General features: G+C 38.3%; 10 protein-coding genes. All 10 read left to right on the forward strand.

Annotated elements, in window-relative coordinates:
* Window positions 1-9 precede the first annotated feature (9 nt).
* The 10 genes from GJU43_RS07195 (at window position 10) to GJU43_RS07240 (ending at window position 19,315) form a co-directional block, all read left to right on the forward strand.
* Window positions 10-1,254 carry an MFS transporter gene (locus GJU43_RS07195; protein ID WP_154340110.1) on the forward strand — a complete coding sequence of 415 codons (1,245 nt, stop codon included), beginning with the start codon at window positions 10-12 and terminating at the stop codon, window positions 1,252-1,254.
* 453 nt (window positions 1,255-1,707) lie between these two features.
* Entirely contained in the window at window positions 1,708-2,718 is a 1,011-nt protein-coding gene (locus tag GJU43_RS07200) for a LacI family DNA-binding transcriptional regulator (protein ID WP_154340111.1), read from the forward strand.
* A gap of 283 nt (window positions 2,719-3,001) precedes the next feature.
* The gene (locus GJU43_RS07205) at window positions 3,002-6,094 is read left to right on the forward strand and encodes a SusC/RagA family TonB-linked outer membrane protein (RefSeq protein WP_154340112.1); all 3,093 of its coding nucleotides are present in this window, start codon (window positions 3,002-3,004) and stop codon (window positions 6,092-6,094) included.
* A gap of 11 nt (window positions 6,095-6,105) precedes the next feature.
* A complete protein-coding gene (locus GJU43_RS07210) occupies window positions 6,106-7,620 on the forward strand; it encodes a SusD/RagB family nutrient-binding outer membrane lipoprotein (protein WP_154340113.1) in 1,515 nt (504 codons plus the stop codon).
* Window positions 7,621-8,093: 473 nt separating this feature from the next.
* Window positions 8,094-10,082, forward strand: coding sequence for a glycoside hydrolase family 2 protein (locus tag GJU43_RS07215; RefSeq protein ID WP_154340114.1), 1,989 nt, complete (start codon window positions 8,094-8,096; stop codon window positions 10,080-10,082).
* A 215-nt stretch (window positions 10,083-10,297) separates the two neighbouring features.
* Window positions 10,298-12,574, forward strand: a complete 2,277-nt coding sequence (locus tag GJU43_RS07220; RefSeq protein ID WP_154340115.1) for a GH92 family glycosyl hydrolase — start codon at window positions 10,298-10,300, stop codon at window positions 12,572-12,574.
* Between the two features lie 143 nt (window positions 12,575-12,717).
* Complete coding sequence (locus GJU43_RS07225) at window positions 12,718-15,003, forward strand: GH92 family glycosyl hydrolase (protein ID WP_154340116.1); 2,286 nt, start codon at window positions 12,718-12,720, stop codon at window positions 15,001-15,003.
* Window positions 15,004-15,009: 6 nt separating this feature from the next.
* Window positions 15,010-16,473, forward strand: coding sequence for a glycoside hydrolase family 125 protein (locus GJU43_RS07230; protein WP_154340117.1), 1,464 nt, complete (start codon window positions 15,010-15,012; stop codon window positions 16,471-16,473).
* Between the two features lie 24 nt (window positions 16,474-16,497).
* Entirely contained in the window at window positions 16,498-17,400 is a 903-nt protein-coding gene (locus GJU43_RS07235) for an ROK family protein (RefSeq protein ID WP_154340118.1), read from the forward strand.
* A 541-nt stretch (window positions 17,401-17,941) separates the two neighbouring features.
* Window positions 17,942-19,315 (forward strand): hypothetical protein, encoded by a 1,374-nt coding sequence (locus GJU43_RS07240; protein ID WP_154340119.1) that lies wholly within the window; start codon window positions 17,942-17,944, stop codon window positions 19,313-19,315.
* Window positions 19,316-19,340: the final 25 nt, after the last annotated feature.

Here is a 19,340-nt window from a genome sequence, read left to right on the forward strand (position 1 = left end):
ACGATTAAAATGGAAAAAAATACTGCAGTAGCTACTGCTTTTTCTTTAAAACAGATCATTATTATTACTATTCTGGCGCTTTTGCAATTTACAGTGATACTCGATTTTGTCATAATTTCCCCTTTGGGTGATATCTTAATGAAAACACTGGACATGACGACGGCCAAATTTGGATTTACCGTTTCCGCTTATGCTTTTAGCGCCGGAATTTCAGGATTACTTGCAGCAGGTTTTGCTGATAAATTCGACAGGAAAAAACTGCTCATTTTCTTTTATACCGGATTTATTATTGGTACTCTTTTTTGTGCATTTGCTTCGAATTACCAGATGCTGCTTTTTGCAAGGATTTTTACTGGCCTTTTTGGCGGTGTTATCGGGTCGGTTTCACTTGCTATTGTAACGGATTTATTTGTAATTCAGCAAAGAGGACGAGTGATGGGATCGATACAAATGGCCTACGCAACAAGCCAGATTTTAGGAATTCCACTGGGATTGTATTGTGCCAATAACTGGGGATGGCATGCTGCTTTTATTATGATTGCGGTTTTAGGAATATTGATTCTGATTGCTATTATTACGCAGCTGCAACCCGTAACAAAACATTTGGAACTGCAATCCGACAAGAACCCTTTTCAACACCTTTGGCATACGCTGAATAATAAAAACTATCAAATTGGCTTTGCGGCAATTGCATTTCTTTCTGTAGGTGGTTTTATGCTACAGCCTTTCGGAAGTGCTTTTCTGGTCAATAATATTCACATCAGTCAGCTTCAATTACCAATGGTATTTTTCTTTACGGGACTTTCGGTGCTGTTTATAATGCCTTTGGTGGGGAAGTTAAGTGACAAAGTCAATAAATTTAGGCTCTTTGCCGTTGGATCACTGATTTCGGTAATTATGATTTTAATTTATACCAATCTTAATCCTATTCCATTATGGGAAGTGGTAGCAATCAATATGGTATTGTTCATGGGGATTATGAGTCGTATGATTCCTGCTACAACCCTGAATACAGCTATTCCCGAAATGAAAGATCGTGGTGCTTATATGTCGATAACTTCTTCATTACAGCAAATCGCGGGCGGCATTGCAGCGGTATGTGCGGGTTTCATCGTGCATCAGCAAACCAAAACTTCTCCTTTGGAAAATTATGATGTCCTGGGATATGTTATTGCCGTTATTACAAGCTGTTCGGTACTGCTGATGTGGAGAGTAAATCAACTGGCAAAGTCAAAAGAGAAAAGTATAATTTAGAAAATCAGGAAAGAAACATTTGTGATAAATTTTCGCAATGCATAAAAAAAAGACGGTCTTTGATCGTCTTTTTTTATGATTAAAAGATTGTATTGAAGTAACAAAAACGTTTTTAAGTAAGAAGTTATGTGCAAATTTTAAATAGTACAAATCATCACGTGCAATAAATTTAAAAATGATTTCACTAATCTATCAATAAATTATATAGTCAGGATGACTATTTTTTATTTTATTGGTATTTCAGCTGAAAAACAGGCTTTAATACGGTGAATTTTCCTTAAAAATAAAAATGATGATTATGGGTTAAAATATCATAATTACTGAGTATTATGTTTTAAATTAGCATTAAAATAATGATTTATTGAAAAAATATTTTACTAAAACGATTTTGTAAATCACTTTTATATATATTTGTTCAACTATTAATTATCCATTTAATACCATAACCACTTAATGAAAAGAATCACGATTAAAGATATTGCTACCGAGGCCCAAGTTTCGATATCTACAGTTTCTTTTGTGATTAACGGGAAAGGGGAAAAGATGGCAATTAGCCCGGCTGTCATAAAAAAGGTAAAGGAAGTGGCTGAAAAGCTTCATTACCGGCCAAGTATGATTGCCAGTAGTCTGAGAACCGGAAAAACGAGATCTATCGGTCTTATCGTAGAAGATATCTCCAACCAGTTCTTTGCAGATTTAGCAAGAGTAATAGAAGACGAAGCCAAAAATATTGATTACAGGGTTTTCTATTGCAGTACAGGAGATGATGATGCACGTTCTGAAGAATTGGTTCACAGTCTTTTGCAGGCCAACGTAGAAGGGTTTATTATCACGCCCACTAAAAATTTAGAAAAAACTATTGATCTTCTGTTAAAATTGCAAAGACCCGTAGTTTTGATTGACCGTTATTTTGCACATCAGAAAGTAAGCCATGTAGTGATGGATAACTACGAAGGTTCCTATTCGGCTACTAAGTTTTTAATGGAGAAAGGATGCAAAAATATAGCGGTAGTCAATAATAAATCTCAAATGATTCAGATGAAACTGAGAGAGAAAGGATATACAGATGCCTTAAAAGAAGGAGGCATTTATGATAAATCACTGGCGCTTTATCTGGATTATCATGCAAATGAGCAAAGCAGGATTGATTCACTAATAGGTTTTTTTAAAGCGAATCCGGGAATTGATGCTGTTTTATTTTTAGCCAATTATATGGGATTGGCAGGTTTACAGGCTTTTAGAAGTATGGGGTACAAAATACCGGAAGATATTTCGGTAATCAGCTTTGATGATCATGACAGTTTCAAATTGCATACACCAACAATTTCCGTGATTGCACAGCCTATAGAAGATATTGCCATTAAATCTATTCAGTTACTAATGAGTCAGATGACAGATTTTGAAGCTTTCAAAATCGAAAAAGTGCTTAAGAAAGGCACATTGATTGTCAGGGAATCGGTTTAGATGCATTGCCTGTTTCAAAATTAAAAAAAATAAAAAATCAATTAAACGCGGTTTTTTTTACCCATTTTACTAAATCGTTTTAGTAAACAAAACAGCTTAAGCTGCCGGATAACTGATTTTGGAAACTATTTTTTATGTAGTAAAAACCTATAAAATGATATTTTTTTATCATTATATAACTACTTTTTTTTATTGAAACTGAGTTCGAATTTTTATTAATATTAAAACAAACAGATTAAAAACAAACACAAATCAAAACAAATAAACCAAAAAAAAATTGCTTATGAAACGAATTTTAGCAGTGTTAGGAATGGTATTGTTTAGCAGCTTAGGAGCTGTTGCACAAAACCGATTAATAACAGGCATAGTGGCAGATGCAGAGAACAAGGGAATTGTTGCTGCATCAATCGAGGTTCAGGGAAAACCATTTAGCGCAATTACAGACGCCGAAGGTCGATTTAAGATGAATGTTCCGGAAGGAAAGGTTACGTTAAATGTAACTTCTATAGGTTTTGTATCAAAATCAGTGGTGCTTCAGGCAACTGAAAACAGAGTTTCAGTGGTATTAACAGAAAATGCACAGGAATTAAAAGATGTTGTCGTAACTTCATTTGGAGTTAAGAAACAAAGAAAAAGTTTAGGTTACGCAGTTGGAGAACTGAAAGGAGATGACCTGACAAAGAACAAAGAAATTAACTTAGGAAATGCCCTTCAGGGTAAAATAGCAGGGGTTAACGTTTCTGCACCGGTGACAGGACCGTCCGGTTCAAGCCGTGTGGTAATTCGTGGAGCCACTTCAGCTTCAGGACTAAACCAGCCTTTGTATGTGGTAGACGGTATTCCGATTGATAACACCCAACAGGGAAATGCAGGAATGTACGGAGGAGCCGATAAAGGTGACGGTATGTCTTCTTTCAATCCCGATGATATTGCCTCAATGTCAGTATTAAAAGGTAGTGCCGCCTCAGCTCTTTACGGGTACAGAGGATCAAATGGTGTGATCTTAATCACCACCAAAAAAGGTAAAAACGGAACAGGAATCGGAGTAGATTTTAGTACCAACTCTACTTTTAATACACCGGCAAGCCTTTTGCACTGGCAGGATCAGTATGGTGCAGGAGCACCGGATGCTAACGGAGTTCCAACAAGATTTACGAATTTACAGGAATTAAGGGATTCGTACTATTTTGCATGGGGAGATAAATACGACGGAACAAATTCGATTGCCTTAGACGGAACGACAAAGCCTTACAAAGCATATGGAAAAGATAACGTTGAAAATTTCTACAGAACAGGGCATTCTTTCAGTAATACTTTGGCAATTTCGGGCGGAAATGAAACGACAAACTTCAGATTGTCTTTCGGAAATACAAAAGATGAGTCTATTTTGCCGGGAACAAATTTCGGAAGAAATAACATTACACTGAGTTTGAACGCAACTCCAAACAAAAAGATCAGTATTGAGAGTAACGCACAATATATCTCGGAAAAAAGTAAAAACAGACCTTACCTGAATGACTCTCCGCGAAATCCTTCTTTCCCGACTACTTTTATGACGCCGGGTACCGACATCAGATGGTTACGCAATCCGTACGATGCCAATGGTGGAGAAGAAGATTATCTGGGAGCAAATGTATACCATACAAATCCGTACTTTGCAACAGATCAGACGTTAAACACGGATCTTAGAAAACGTTTTATAGGTTCTGCAAAAGTTACCTATAACATTACAGATAAGATCTACGCAAAAGCGGTGCTGGGTATTGATGATATTAATTATGAATATACAGAGATTGAACCAACCGGAATCAATTACAATATTGGAGGATCTATTGAAGACAGAATTGAGAACCGTTCTGAATTTAATGCTTCGGGTTACTTAGGATACAAAAGTGATATCGCTAAAAATCTTTCACTGGATGCTTTTATCGGAGCAAACCGCCAGGATAACCGATATAATGGTATTAAAATGAAAGGAAATAATTTTATTGTGCCGTTCAAATATTTCTATGGAAATACACAACCGGACAAAACAGAGAAATTATTTTCGGAACGCGAAGTAAACTCTCTTTTTTATTCTGCTGATTTAGCCTATAAAGATTTCTTATTTTTAAGTTTAACAGGTCGTGAAGACTGGTTTTCTACTTTAGATCCTAAAGACAACAGCATTTTTTATCCATCGGTAAGTACCAGTTTTATTTATTCTGAAGTGATTAAATTACCGGAGTGGATGTCTTATGGTAAGATCAGGGCAGGATGGGGTAACGTAGGAGGCGGATTGCAGGAAGCGTATGCTTTAATGCTGACGTATACCACACCGGACGGGCAGACAGATTCACAGGGACAGCCTATTTTAGGTGTAAATGGGGATACCGTTAACAATAGAAATTTAAGGCCTTATAATGTAAGTACCATCGAGTTTGGTTTTGAAAATACATTTTTCAATAACCGATTAAGTACAGATTTGACTTTTTACAGCAAGAAAACAACTAAAGATATTGCAGATGCTGATATTTCTCAGGCTTCAGGTTACAGAACCACTAAAATCAATGTGGGGGAAATCCTGAACAAAGGGGTTGAATTTGCAGTCAATGTAAAAGCAGTAAAAACACCAAGTTTTTCCTGGAGTGTAGGTTATAATTTCGCTTACAATCAAAGTGAAGTACTTAGCCTTTCTGATAAAATCAATACCAAATCACTAGAAGGAAACAGAGACGCAAGAGCTTCTGTAGTTTTAGAAAAAGGACAGCCTTTCGGCGTAATTAAAGCCTACGATTATTTAAGAGATGCAAACGGAAATATCGTATTAGATACCAACGGAAGATTCCTGAGAGGAAATTTAATTATTGCAGGACAAGGTGTTGCACCAACTTCAATGGGACTTTCAAATGATTTCTCTTATAAAAATTTCACGCTTTCCGTTTTTGTAGATGCTAAATTCGGAGGTGAAATCTATTCGGCAACCAACCAGTTAGGAACCCGTTACGGATTATCTGAAATTACACTTCCGGGTCGTGAAGGCGGAGTAGCAGTAAGCGGTACTGATGTGAACGGAAATCCTGTAAATCAAACAGTTTCTGCTTATAACTACTGGAGAAGTTACAGTGACGTAACCTCAAACTTCGTATACGATGCTGATTTTGTGAAGTTAAGAGCAATTTCTTTTAGCTACAATTTCCCAAAAACCTATATCCAGAAAACACCATTTCAATCTATTAGTTTAGCTTTTTCAGCTCATAATTTATGGACGATTTATGACAAAGTTCCAAACATTGATCCGGAATCAAACTACTCTAATAGCAATGCTCAGGGTATGGAAAGAGCCTCTATGCCATTGACCAGAAACTACGGTGTAACGCTTAATGTTAAATTCTAATAGTAAAAAAGATGAAAAATAAATATATAAAAATATTTTGTGCCGCAATGGTTGGGGTGCTGACATTGGCCTCCTGCGATAAAGGGTTTGAGGAACTGAATACAAACCCAAATGCCTTAACAGATCCGGCTTTAAAATCGATGTTTACGCTTGCTGAAATCTATGTGGACGGACAGGATTTTTCGAATACAAGAGGAAATAATATTTACGCCGCGCAATATGTACAGCACTTCGCTTCCTTAGGCGGCGGATCAAAATACACCTATTCTTCAGAATATTCAGGTGCTTTGTTTGGAGAAACATACGGGAAAGGACTGAATCAGATTTTTCAGTTATTATCGGTAACACCGGACGCACCGGAAAATTCTAATATGGTTCAGGCCCTTAGAATTATGAAAGTATTTCTGTTTCAGAAGCTGACAGATACGTATGGTGAAGTTCCTTATTTCGAAGCCGGAAAAGGATATAACGGAAATATTTTTGCCCCAAAATATGATACACAGGAAGCGATTTACAATGACCTTTTAAAAGAACTGGATGAAGCCGGAACAGCATTAGATGCCAACAAAGCTTTTGTCGGAAATGCCGATTTGTATTATCAGAGTGATGTTACAAGATGGAAAAAACTGGCCAACTCCCTAATGTTGAGAGTAGCAATGCGTTTGTCTAAAGTAAACCCTGCGAAAGCAAAAGAGTATGTGGAAAAAGCAGTTGCAAAAGGAGTTTTTACATCCAATGATGACAGTCTTGTACTAAAACATGATGCAGGTCCTGCAGGAGTGAAAACAAATCCGATTACCTCTTCATGGGTTAGAAATGACCTGAATGGTGGGGAATCGAATATTAAATTCAGTAAAACTTTTATCGATTTATTGAAAAACACCAACGATCCGCGTTTAAGAATCTATGCCAAACTGGAAGCAACAGGAAACAACAATCCGGCAAGCCAGCAGGGTTTACCAAATGATGCCAAAGAATTTCCGGGAGGAGACAAAAAGCTTTTCTCAGACCCAAATACTTCTACGGTATTGCGTTTAGATGCCCCAACTTTAATCATGTCTTACGCTGAAATAGAATTTATACTGGCGGAAGCAGTAGTGAGAGGATGGAATGTTGGCGGAACAGCGCAGAAACATTATGAAGATGGCGTTAAAGCAGCGATGGAAGTGCTGACTATTTTCGGAGACAAAGTGCCTGCAGTGACTACAGCGGAATACAACACATATATTACTACTTATCCGTTTAAATCGGCCGGAACAGAGGCTCAGAAAATAGAACAAATTATAACTCAAAAATGGATTGTATTGCTGTTTAATGGTTTTGAAGCTTTTTCTGAATACAGAAGAACAGGTTATCCGGTATTAGTTCCGGTGAATGATCCTACGGGAGAAACCAAAGGAACTATTCCCAGAAGATTGATTTACGATCAGTCCGAGTTGATCACCAACGAAGCCAATTACAAAGCGGCAATACAGCGTCAGGGATTAGATTTGATGACAACCAGAATCTGGTGGGACAAATTGTAAAATAATTAATTTGGTTGGTTAGTTAAAATAAGTCGGGTAATCTCCTGTTACCCGGCTTATTTTTAATCTTTCTGTTAATAAGGATCAAAAAGAACCCGCATTGTATTGGTTTACTAGAAGATTATAATGTCTTTTTTTTCGCAACAGCTAAAAATAGCTTTTGCTGAAAAAGAAGGGATTTTTTCAATTTGATATAAATAAATCAAACAATAGAAGTTCGCTTTTTAATTTTATGACAAAGTCAGATGTAAAAGAAACTGATAAATACTAAATTGAGGCAGACATTCCCATAGAATTATGCGCAGTAAAAGGAAATGATTTCTGAATATTTTGTTAGTTATTCGTAAACACGTAACCTAAAGAGAAGGAATAATGGTGTAGCGCTTTATTCCTTCTTCTACTGCCAGGAATTAAAATACATTGGCTTTTTTAAAAAATTAAAACTTAGGCATTCCTATTTTATACTAAGTAAAATGAATTATAAAAAAAACTTTTTTACGTTAATCTGTTTTGGTCTTGTAAATCTTTCCTCTGTAGCGATTGCACAGCGTATAGATTTGAAGAAGGGCTGGAATTACCGTGAAGAGAAAACACAAAAATGGTTTCCAGCTGCCGTTCCCGGAGAAATACATACCGATTTATTACGCAACAAAGCAATTCCGGATCCGTTTTACAGAGACAATGAAAAGAAATTAGCATGGATCGAACGTAAAAACTGGGAATATAAAACCACTTTTCAGGTATCGGCGGCAACGCTAAAAAAGAAAAACACAGAATTGGTTTTTGACGGACTGGATACTTATGCCACAGTTTATCTCAATAAGCAGCAGATTTTAAAAACAGACAATATGTTTCGTCAATGGCGGGCAGATGTCAAAAAAATACTAAAATCAGGCAACAATGATTTGGTTATCGTATTTCAGTCCGCTCAAAATGTGGTCGATTCACTGGCCAAAAAAGACCTGCCTTTTGTCATTCCGGATAACCCAAGGGCTTATGTCCGCAAAGCACAATATCATTTCGGATGGGACTGGGGGCCAAAATTTACCACCTGCGGAATTTGGAAAACCCCCAGATTAGAAGCCTACGATACAAAAGAGACAGAACAGCCTTATGTGCTGAACCGTAAGATAGAATTGGTACAGCAACCGGACAGTCTGGGCAGATCCTTTTATTTTAAGATTGACGGCAAACCTGTATACATGAAAGGAGCAAACTATATTCCTTCCGACGCTTTTCTGTCCAGAGTGACCAAAAAAGAATACGAAAAGGTAATTGCTTTGGCAAAAGACGCCAATATGAATATGCTTCGCGTCTGGGGCGGCGGAATTTATGAAGAGGATTATTTTTATGATTTATGCGATAAATACGGAATCAATGTCTGGCAGGACTTTATGTTTGCCGGTACGATGGTTCCCGGAGACAAAGCTTTTTTTGAAAACGTTAGGGAAGAAGTCAAATATCAGGTGAAACGACTACGCCATCATCCGAGTATTGTTTTATGGTGTGGCAATAACGAAGCCGACGAAGCCTTTAAAAACTGGGGCTGGCAAAAAAGCATGAAAATGTCAAAACAGGATTCCACCCGATTGTGGAAGGATTATGTGCGTTTATTTCAGGACAGTATTCCAAAATGGGTCAATGAAGTTGATGGCAAGCGCCCCTATATTAGTTCTTCGCCTTTGTTTCACTGGTCTCAAAAAGAAAGTGTCAAACAAGGAGACAGTCATTACTGGGGAACGTGGTGGGGACTGGAAGACATAGAAGTGACGCAGAAAAAAACCGGACGTTTCGTGAGCGAATACGGAATGCAGTCTCTTCCCAATTATTCGTCTATCGAAAAATTTACCTTGCCGGAAGACCGGTATTTGTACTCTGATGTTTTGCAGGCCCATCAGAAAGCAGGTAAAGGTTTTTTGAAATTAGAATCCTATTTAAACCGGTATTTTATAGACTCCGTAAAAATAAAAAAGATGAACCTGGAGGATTATACGTACCTGACACAGTGTTTACAATATTACGCCCTTAAAAACATAATAGGTATTCATCGTTCCAAAGCGCCCTATACTATGGGAACCTTGGTCTGGCAGCTTAACGATTGCTGGCCCGTAGCCAGCTGGAGTGTCACCGATTACGACAACCGACAGCCCAAAGCCGCCTGGTATGCCATGCGGGAAGCTTACAGAGACGATATAACGCCAGAAATGGATCTAACCCGTCCAAAGGATTTACAATTGGAAGATCCGGAAATAAGCTGGAAGTTAAAAGGAAATAAAGTAATTTTAAAGGCCTTAAAACCTGCAAAATATGTTTATATTTCGATAAAAGGATATACCGGAAAATGGAGTGATAATTATATCGATTTAAAAGCAGGAGAAGAAAAGATAATTTCTTTTGAAGGAAAATTAACAAAGCCGGAGGTTAGAGTTTATTCGCTATATGAGGTTCTTAAGAGGTACTGAGGTTCTAAGTTGCTTAGGTACTAAGGTTCAGAGGGGCAAAGGGGCAAAGGTTCAAAGGGACAGAGGTTCAAAGAAAATAACTTTGCGATCTTAGCGTAACACCTTGCGACCTTTGCGGTTAATTTTTTTATGTTCAAAGAAAAATAATCCGTGTAAAACCCGTTCAACCCGCGTCATCCGTGACCGATCCAAACAAGTCAATTAAAAATTAAAATATGTTTACAAAATATAACAAAATAGCCTTTAGCGGAATTTTAGCTTTAAACCTGTTTTTGGCCAGTCCGGTAATTTCACAGGAAAAGAAAGCAAAACAGAAAAGTGTAGATTACACCCAATATGTAAATCCATTTATCGGATCTGCGGGTCATGGTCATGTATTTGTGGGCGCTAATGTTCCTTTCGGAGCGGTACAGCTTGGGCCTGTAAATGTTTTTGAAGGCTGGGACTGGTGCAGCGGGTATAATTATGCCAGCAACACTATTTTAGGTTTTACACATACCCATTTGAGCGGTACGGGAATCGGGGATTTAAACGATATCCTTTTACTGCCCGTATCCGGAAAAGTGGCCCTTACCAAAGGAACTAAAGAAGATATGGCAAACGGTTACGGCTCTTACTTTTCACATCAAAACGAAATAAGCCAGCCCGGTTACTACAGCGTTGTGTTAGACAAGTATAAAATCAAAGCCGAATTAACAGCAAGTGAAAGAGTCGGTTTTCATAAATACACTTTCGATTCTGCGAATGATGCTCATGTTTTACTAGACCTTGCTGATGGAATAGGATGGGACAAACCCGTAAAAACATTCATAAAAAAAATAAACGAAACGACAATTGCCGGTTATCGGTATTCGGCAGGCTGGGCAACTGATCAGCGCATTTATTTTACGATGGAATTCTCAGAACCCATTGCCGCTATTGCCTTATATGACAGTATTGCCCCTCTAAAACGCAGTGAAGGAGAAGGTGTCAGAATGAAAGCCGTTTTAGATTTTAAAGCTTTAAAAAACAAACATGTTCTGGTAAAAGTCGGAATCTCTCCTGTTAGTTCCGAAAATGCCGCTGCCAACATAAAAGCAGAAATTCCGGGTTGGGATTTTGATCAAACCGTAAAAGAAGCCAGGTCAAAATGGAATAAAGAACTCAACAAAATTCAGATAAAAGCAGACGACAAAACAATGAAGGTTTTTTATACTTCCTTGTATCATACGATGTTTGCGCCTTCCATTTTTAACGATGCTAACGGAGATTACAGAGGAACCGACAAAAAGGTCTATGAGAAAGCTGATTTTACCAATTATACCACTTTTTCACTTTGGGATACCTACAGAGGTTTACATCCTTTGTACACCATTACACAACCCGATAAAATTAACGATATTGTCAAATCATTTCTGGCGATTTACCAGCAACAAGGCAGATTACCGGTCTGGCATTTGATGGGGAACGAGACCAATACCATGAATGGAAATCATTCCATTGCAGTTATTGCAGATGCCTACCTCAAAGGATACAGAGATTACGACACGACACTTGCCTACGAAGCGATCCGAAAAACAGCCATGCAGACCCGCGACGGAATGGATTATGTTCAGCAATTAGCCTACATTCCGGCTGATAAAATGCTCGAATCCGTTGGAAATGCCCTGGAATACGCCATCGATGATTACTGCGTGGCCCAAATGGCAAAAGCCTTAAACAAAACGGAAGATTATGTTTATTTTACCAAAAGAGCGAATTTATATAAGCTCTATTTCGATAAAGAAACCACTTTTATGCGAGGTAAGTTAACTGATGGAAAATGGAGAACACCTTTCAACCCGCTTTCTTCGGCGCACCGTAAAGATGATTATGTAGAAGGAAATGCCTGGCAGTACACCTGGCTCGTACCTCAGGATCCCTATGGATTAATTGATCTATTTGGAAGCGAGGATACGTTTTTAGCCAAATTGGATTCCCTTTTCCTGATAACCGACAAAGTAGAAGGCGAAGAAGTTTCCCCTGATATCAGTGGCCTGATCGGACAATATGCACAAGGAAATGAGCCCAATCACCATATTCCATACTTATATGCGTACGCCGGACAGCCCTGGAAAACAGCAAAACTAATTCGTGAAATCGATGATAAATTTTACACCACAAAACCCGACGGATTGTGTGGTAATGAGGACTTAGGGCAAATGTCTGCCTGGTATGTGCTCTCTTCCATGGGATTCTATTCGGTTAATCCGGCAAATGGAATTTATGTTTTGGGAAGTCCGTTAGTCAATACGGCCGTAATCCATCATAAAGAAGGGATTTCTTTTACAGTGAAAGCAATCGATAACAGTAAAACAAATATCTATATTCAAAAAGCAGAATACAACGGCAAACCCTATACAAAATCCTATATCACACACGAGATGATTGCAAAAGGAGGAGAATTGAAGTTGTATATGGGCAGCAAACCTTCTTTGACTTTTGGAGTGAAGAAGGAAGACAGGCCGCTTTAGGGAGTTTTCAGTCTCAGTTTTTAGTCACAGTTACAGTTTTCAGTCACAGTTTACATTTCACATTTCACAACTAACAACTAACAACTAACAACTAACAACTAACAACTAACAACTCATAACACACAACTCATAATTAATAAAACATGAAAATAAAGAGTTTAATTTTTTTAGCATTACTACAATATTGTGTTTTTCTAAACGCGCAGGTTAAAACTTTAGATCCGGTAGAATATGTAAATCCGCTTATGGGAACACAATCGCTGCCCAATCTTTCGAACGGAAATACCTACCCGGCAATTTGCAGGCCCTGGGGAATGAATTTCTGGACACCGCAAACCGGAAAAATGGGCGACGGATGGGCGTATACCTATACCGCAGAAAAAATCAGGGGATTCAAACAAACCCATCAGCCGTCACCGTGGATGAACGATTACGGTCAGTTTTCGATTATGCCGGTTACGGGTAAACTCGCTTTTACAGAAGACGATCGTGCCAGCTGGTTCAGCCATAAAGCAGAGGTTTCAAAACCGTATTTTTACAGCGTTTATCTTGCAGATTATGATGTGACAACAGAAATTACCACCACAGAAAGAGCGGCACATTTTCAGATTACATTTCCGGATAATGAAAAATCTTCTATTGTAATTGATGCCTTCAATAAAGGATCTTATATCAAAATTATTCCGTCCGAAAATAAAATTATTGGCTATACCACACGCAATAGCGGAGGAGTTCCGGAGAATTTCAAAAACTATTTTGTATTGCAGTTCGATAAGCCATTTTTGACCCATTCGACCTGGAATGAAAAGACTTTAGAAAAAGATAAATTAGAATTCACCGGCACTCACGTAGGGGCAGTAGTGGGTTTTAAAACCAAAAAAGGAGAAAAAGTAAACATAAAAGTAGCTTCTTCTTTTATCAGTGCAGCGCAGGCAGAATTAAATTTAAAGAACGAATTGGGAGCGGCTACTTTTGACGAAACCGTAGCAGAATCCAAAAAAGAGTGGAACAAAGTTTTAGGAAAAATAACGGTAGAAGATACAAATGAAGAGCAGTTAAAAACCTTTTATTCCTGTTTGTACCGCACAGTTTGTTTTCCGCAAAAGCAATACGAAATAGATGCAGAAGGAAAAATAGTGCATTATAGCCCGTACAACGGAAAAGTGCTTCCAGGCTATATGTTTGCAGGAACCGGTTTTTGGGATACTTTCCGTGCTTTATACCCTTTATTGAATTTGGTCTATCCTTCGATCAACAAAGAAATGCAGGAAGGATTGGTAAATGATTACAAAGAAGGCGGTTTTTTACCGGAATGGTCCAGTCCCGGCTTTAGAAATGTCATGGTCGGCAATAATTCAGCTTCCGTAGTTTCAGATGCCTATATGAAAGGATTAAGAGGTTATGATATCAATACCTTATACGAAGCCCTGCTGCATGGTGCCAATACCGAGGGACCTATGGATGCGGTGGGCCGAAAAGGAGTGAATTATTACAATACCTTAGGCTATGTTCCTTATGATGCAGGTATAAACGAAAATGCCGCACGAACCTTAGAATATGCTTATGATGATTTTACGATCTGGAAATTAGCCAAAGCACTGAACCGTCCCAATAAAGAAATCAAGCTGTTCGAAAAACGAATGATGAACTACAAAAACCTGTACAATCCGGCTATCGGACTCATGAGCGGAAGGAACAAAAACGGAAGTTTTCCGGCCAATTTTAATCCGTTTAAATGGGGAGATGCTTTTACCGAAGGTAACAGCTGGCATTACAGCTGGAGTGTTTTTCATGATGTTCACGGGTTAATTGATCTCATGGGAGGCGAAAAGGCCTTCACAGCCAAATTAGATGCTGTATTCACCACACCTCCGGTTTTTGATGATAGTTATTATGGATCCGTTATTCATGAAATCCGCGAAATGCAAATCATGAACATGGGACAATATGCACACGGCAATCAGCCGATTCAGCACATGATTTATTTATACAATTACGCAGGTGAACCCTGGAAAACGCAATACTGGTCAAGAGAAGTAATGAACCGTCTGTACAAACCAACTCCGGACGGATATTGCGGTGATGAAGACAACGGTCAAACTTCGGCCTGGTATATTTTCTCGGCCATGGGATTCTATCCCGTTTGTCCCGCAACCGATGAATATGTGCTGGGCGCGCCCTTATTTAAGAAAACAATCCTACAGTTGGAAAACGGAAAACAGCTCATTATCAATGCTCCCGATAATTCAGAAACCAACAGATATGTCAATGAATTAAAATGGAATAATTCGAAGCACAACAAAAATTACATCAATCATTTTGATGTGTTAGAAGGTGGCGAATTAAATTTTGATATGACCAGTTCCCCTAATTTACAAAGAGGTACAGCAGCAGAAGCGTATCCGTATTCTTATTCAACTTCAAAATAAACTTTTATGCAATCACGTAGAAAATTTATAAAAAACACAGGCATTTTTTCAGCAGGACTATTGGCCATTCAAAGCAATGCTTTCGGTTTTAATTCGGATACTTTTCCGTTTCCTTTAAAAGATTTTATAAGCAAAAGACCTCCGCTGGCCGAAAGAAAATTTACAAGTCAGGCCGTAGAAGCTGCTATTGTACGCATCAAAAAGCAAATTGCAAATCCGGAACTAGCCTGGTTGTTCGAAAACTGTTTTCCCAATACACTGGATACTACAGTTGATTTTGAAATTATCGACGGTAAACCCGATACCTATGTCATTACGGGAGATATAGATGCCATGTGGCTTCGTGACAGTACAGCACAAATCTGGCCTTACATTCCGTTTGTAAAAGAAGATGCTAAATTGGCTGAACTGGTCAAAGGCGTAATAAACCGTCAGGCAAAATGTATACTCCTGGATCCGTATGCGAATGCCTTTTATAAAGATTTCACCAAAGAAAGCGAATGGAAGCATGACCTGACCAAAATGCAGCCCGGAATACACGAAAGAAAATGGGAAATTGACAGTTTGTGCTACCCGGTCCGACTGGCACACGGTTATTGGAAAGAAACCGGAGATATCAGTTTGTTTGATGAACAATGGAAAAAAGCCATGCTGCTCGTATTGCAGACTTTTAAGGAACAGCAAAGACTGGATGGAAAAGGAGGGCCTTATACGTTTCAGCGTCAGACTGCCTGGGCAACAGACGGAGTGCCTCTGGGAGGTTACGGTTATCCGGTAAAACCATGCGGACTAATTGTTTCGACTTTCAGGCCCAGTGATGACAGTACGCTGTTTGGCTATCTGATTCCGAGTAATATGTTTGCGATCGAAGTATTGGGGTATCTGATTGAAATATTCTCCTTACCGGCCTTAAAAGACAATGATCTGGTCGCTAAAGCCAGAGAATTAAGAGAACAGGTACAAAAAGGATTAAAAGAAAACGGAATCATAGACCACCCGAAATTCGGAAAAATCATTGCTTTTGAAGTAAACGGCTACGGCAGTTTCCACATGATGGACGATGCCAATGTACCTTCTTTATTGTCATTACCGTATTTAGGCGCAATTGCTCCAAATGACCCTTTATACCTCAATACCCGTAAAGTAGTACTTTCCGAAAACAATCCTTTTTTCTACAAAGGAAAAGCCGGCGAAGGTGTCGGAGGGCCACATACAGGAGTTGACACCATCTGGCCAATGAGTATTGTTCTGAGAGCCATTACCAGTGTAGATGAAAAAGAAATAAAAGCCTGCATCAGCAATTTAATCAAAACCAATGCGGATACGGGATTCATGCACGAATCCTTTCATAAAGATGATGTAACCAGGTTTACCCGAAAATGGTTTGCCTGGGCCAACACCTTATTTGGCGAAATGATCGTTCACACCAGTATCAACTACCCTCAGATTTTAAAAGATAAGAATATCTAGAATAAGCAAGTTAAATAAGGAAAAATGAATATACCATACGCCATAGGGCTAGATATAGGAGGGACACACATTACTGCGGCAGTGATCAATATAAAAGAGATGAAAGTTATGGACTTCTCGATCTACAAAGAATCTTTCGATTCTAATTTACCGGTTGATCAGGTAATGACTATCTGGAAAAAAGCGATTGCTACGGCCGTAGAAAATTCTAAAGTTACAGCAACGACAGGTTTGGCGGTATGCATGCCCGGTCCGTTTGACTATCAAAAGGGTATTTGCTGGATCAAAGACCAGTCTAAGTACGAACATTTTTATGGATTGAATATTCGGGATTTACTTTTGGAGCACCTGAAGCTTTCCAACGATTTTTCGGTACTTTTTGAAAATGATGCCGTTTGTTTTGGCAAAGGCGAAGTTTTTAAAGAAAAAGAGAATTTGTCCCGGAAAGTAATGGCAATCACTTTGGGTACCGGATTGGGTGCCTGTTTTATCGATAAAGGAGTTTCGGTTACTTCGGGAAGTAGCGTACCGCCAGATGGAGAAATTTACAACCTTCCCTATAAAAACAGCATAGCAGAAGATTATGTTTCAGCGAGAGGTCTTTTATCACATTTTAAGGCTTTGAGCGGAACAACTCTTGCTAACGGACTGGAACTTTACAACCTTGCTGTAGAAGGGGATACAATTGCTATAAAAGTATTTGAAGAAATGGGTGCGGATTTGGCCGAAATTGTAATTCCGTGGCTGGAAAAATTTGGTGCAGATCGTTTTATTATTGGAGGAAAAATTGCCAACGCAAGTGAATTTTTTCTGCCTGTTTTCAATAAAAAAATTAAAGAAGCCGCAAGTGAAGTAACGGTTTATGTTTCTACAGATAACGAAGCAGCTGCTTTATTGGGAGCTGCGAGTATGCTTTATAAAGCTTAGGCTTTTATAAAATTAGGTTAGGGATAAAGCTTTAAAAATAGATGTTTTTTAGAATGCGCAAAGGTCTGGTATAGACTTTTGCGCATTTTTTTTGAAACTTTATTCAGAGTATCTTATTTATGTAAATCAGTCCATAAGAGCAAAAAAGTGGTGCGAAAGAAAGTCTCATGAAAATTATTTTCATTTTAATTTTGTGCAACTTTAAAAAAAAAGAAGCAAAACAGCTTGTATAAAAATACTTTACTTTCTGAAAGCATTTCTAAAGTATTAAAACAATTCGCGGATCGGAAAAAAAGGTAAGGCACAGAAAACAGTTTGGCACTTTTTTTATTAAAATTCTATCCGGATTGAGGTCTTATCGTATTATTTAACTACAAATATCAATTGAAACCCTACAGTTATAAATCGGTTTTCCGGACTACAAAAATATTGTTTTACTTTATAAAAAGAACATCTTTTTAAGCCTTAGCTGCAGCAGCTTAACAGGGTGTTTTTTGTTCAGTAAAGATCAAAAAAAATAATAACCTAAAAGAATTACAGGATGAAAGAAAATTTTAAGACAGCAGCAGCTGTAATTACGGCTGTGCTGATTGCTGCATTTTTTACAGGATGCCAGCAGGATGACGAAGTGGTAGCTGCGGGGAGCACAACAGTGTCTTCTGCCAAAGAATGGTTTAAAGAATATGAAGGAAAAGGTGATAATTATGTTTACCTCCAGAATCTCAATTACGAGTGGTCCGGGGCGATCGTGAAACAAGCTGAAGACGGGACTGAAACGATTGTGGTCCCGATAAAAGAATTAAAAATAAACCAGTCAGAAATCTGGCAACAGTGCTTGTACCTCTATAAATTACCCGATGGCAGTTATAAGGCCTCAGTGGTTGAAATCTATCCCGACAAAGCGGCTCCACAAGAGGACCAGTCTATGGAGGGCGGAAATTTTAACGGATATATCAGCGTCTGGGATCTCAAGAAAGGTTTTGTAAAAGCAGCCCAATTTAAGAACAATTACGCTGTGGAAGACGGGATTGTGGAAGTGTTGGACAGAGAAGATAAGGCTACTTACAAAGCGCCCTCTCTTAATCCTTGTTTTGACGGTAGTTGCAATGATAGTCCTGGTGGCGGTAACCCAATTCAATTAAGAACAATTGTTATTGATTTGCTCCCGGGAATAAAGTTAAATGAAGTGATTATCGTAAAACCAAAACCAAAATCTGATCCAAGTCCAAAAGCAGTTTTTGCGCCTCGTTCTCCTATCATTGGCGGAACAACTCCTGGTGGTTATACCTCTCCTCGTGGTGGCAGTGGAGCAAGTAGTGGAGGAGGAACACAAGCAACCATACTAGTCATTGAGATAGAAGGAGAAAAAATTGATCCTAAAGAAGAAACCAAATGTTTTGACAAAACGAAACCTGCTGTTTTGACTGTGTATGTTCAACAACCAAACGAAAACACCAGAGATAAAATTGGAGCGAATAGTGTTGGGCATACCTTTATAGGCATTCAGCAAGGTACAATACAAAGACTTATTGGATTTTACCCTGATAGTCCTAATGCATCACTGATTTCTTCTCAAAAAAGCGAATTACATGACAATAGTAATACATTATACCATGTAAGTATTTCTATAGGAATTGATGCAGACAAATTATCAAGTATTATTAATTATATTAATGATTACTCTAAAACATATGACTTAAATAATTATAATTGTAGTGACTTTGCAATAGGTGCTGCAGAAAAGGGAGGGTTAAAATTACCAAAGACTACTGGTTCCTATAATGCAGTTATTGTGAATTTTAAAGGACGTAATCCTGGCGATTTAGGTCAGGATATTAGAAATATGAATATACCTGGTGGTGTAACAAAAAGTGTAATAAAAGGGAATGCCCCGAAAAAGAAAGGAGGATGCTAAAATGAAAATAAATAAATCTATAGTA

This window comes from Flavobacterium sp. LC2016-23 (genome assembly GCF_009674775.1).
Classification (GTDB): domain Bacteria; phylum Bacteroidota; class Bacteroidia; order Flavobacteriales; family Flavobacteriaceae; genus Flavobacterium.

What these genes read in the sequence shown, in the direction of transcription:
- GJU43_RS07225 (WP_154340116.1), top strand. Translation starts at nt 12,718, where the DNA reads ATGAAAATAAAGAGTTTAATTTTTTTAGCATTACTACAATATTGTGTT.
- GJU43_RS07220 (WP_154340115.1), top strand. Translation starts at nt 10,298, where the DNA reads ATGTTTACAAAATATAACAAAATAGCCTTTAGCGGAATTTTAGCTTTA.
- GJU43_RS07230 (WP_154340117.1), top strand. Translation starts at nt 15,010, where the DNA reads ATGCAATCACGTAGAAAATTTATAAAAAACACAGGCATTTTTTCAGCA.
- GJU43_RS07195 (WP_154340110.1), top strand. Translation starts at nt 10, where the DNA reads ATGGAAAAAAATACTGCAGTAGCTACTGCTTTTTCTTTAAAACAGATC.
- GJU43_RS07235 (WP_154340118.1), top strand. Translation starts at nt 16,498, where the DNA reads ATGAATATACCATACGCCATAGGGCTAGATATAGGAGGGACACACATT.
- GJU43_RS07215 (WP_154340114.1), top strand. Translation starts at nt 8,094, where the DNA reads ATGAATTATAAAAAAAACTTTTTTACGTTAATCTGTTTTGGTCTTGTA.
- GJU43_RS07200 (WP_154340111.1), top strand. Translation starts at nt 1,708, where the DNA reads ATGAAAAGAATCACGATTAAAGATATTGCTACCGAGGCCCAAGTTTCG.
- GJU43_RS07240 (WP_154340119.1), top strand. Translation starts at nt 17,942, where the DNA reads ATGAAAGAAAATTTTAAGACAGCAGCAGCTGTAATTACGGCTGTGCTG.
- GJU43_RS07210 (WP_154340113.1), top strand. Translation starts at nt 6,106, where the DNA reads ATGAAAAATAAATATATAAAAATATTTTGTGCCGCAATGGTTGGGGTG.
- GJU43_RS07205 (WP_154340112.1), top strand. Translation starts at nt 3,002, where the DNA reads ATGAAACGAATTTTAGCAGTGTTAGGAATGGTATTGTTTAGCAGCTTA.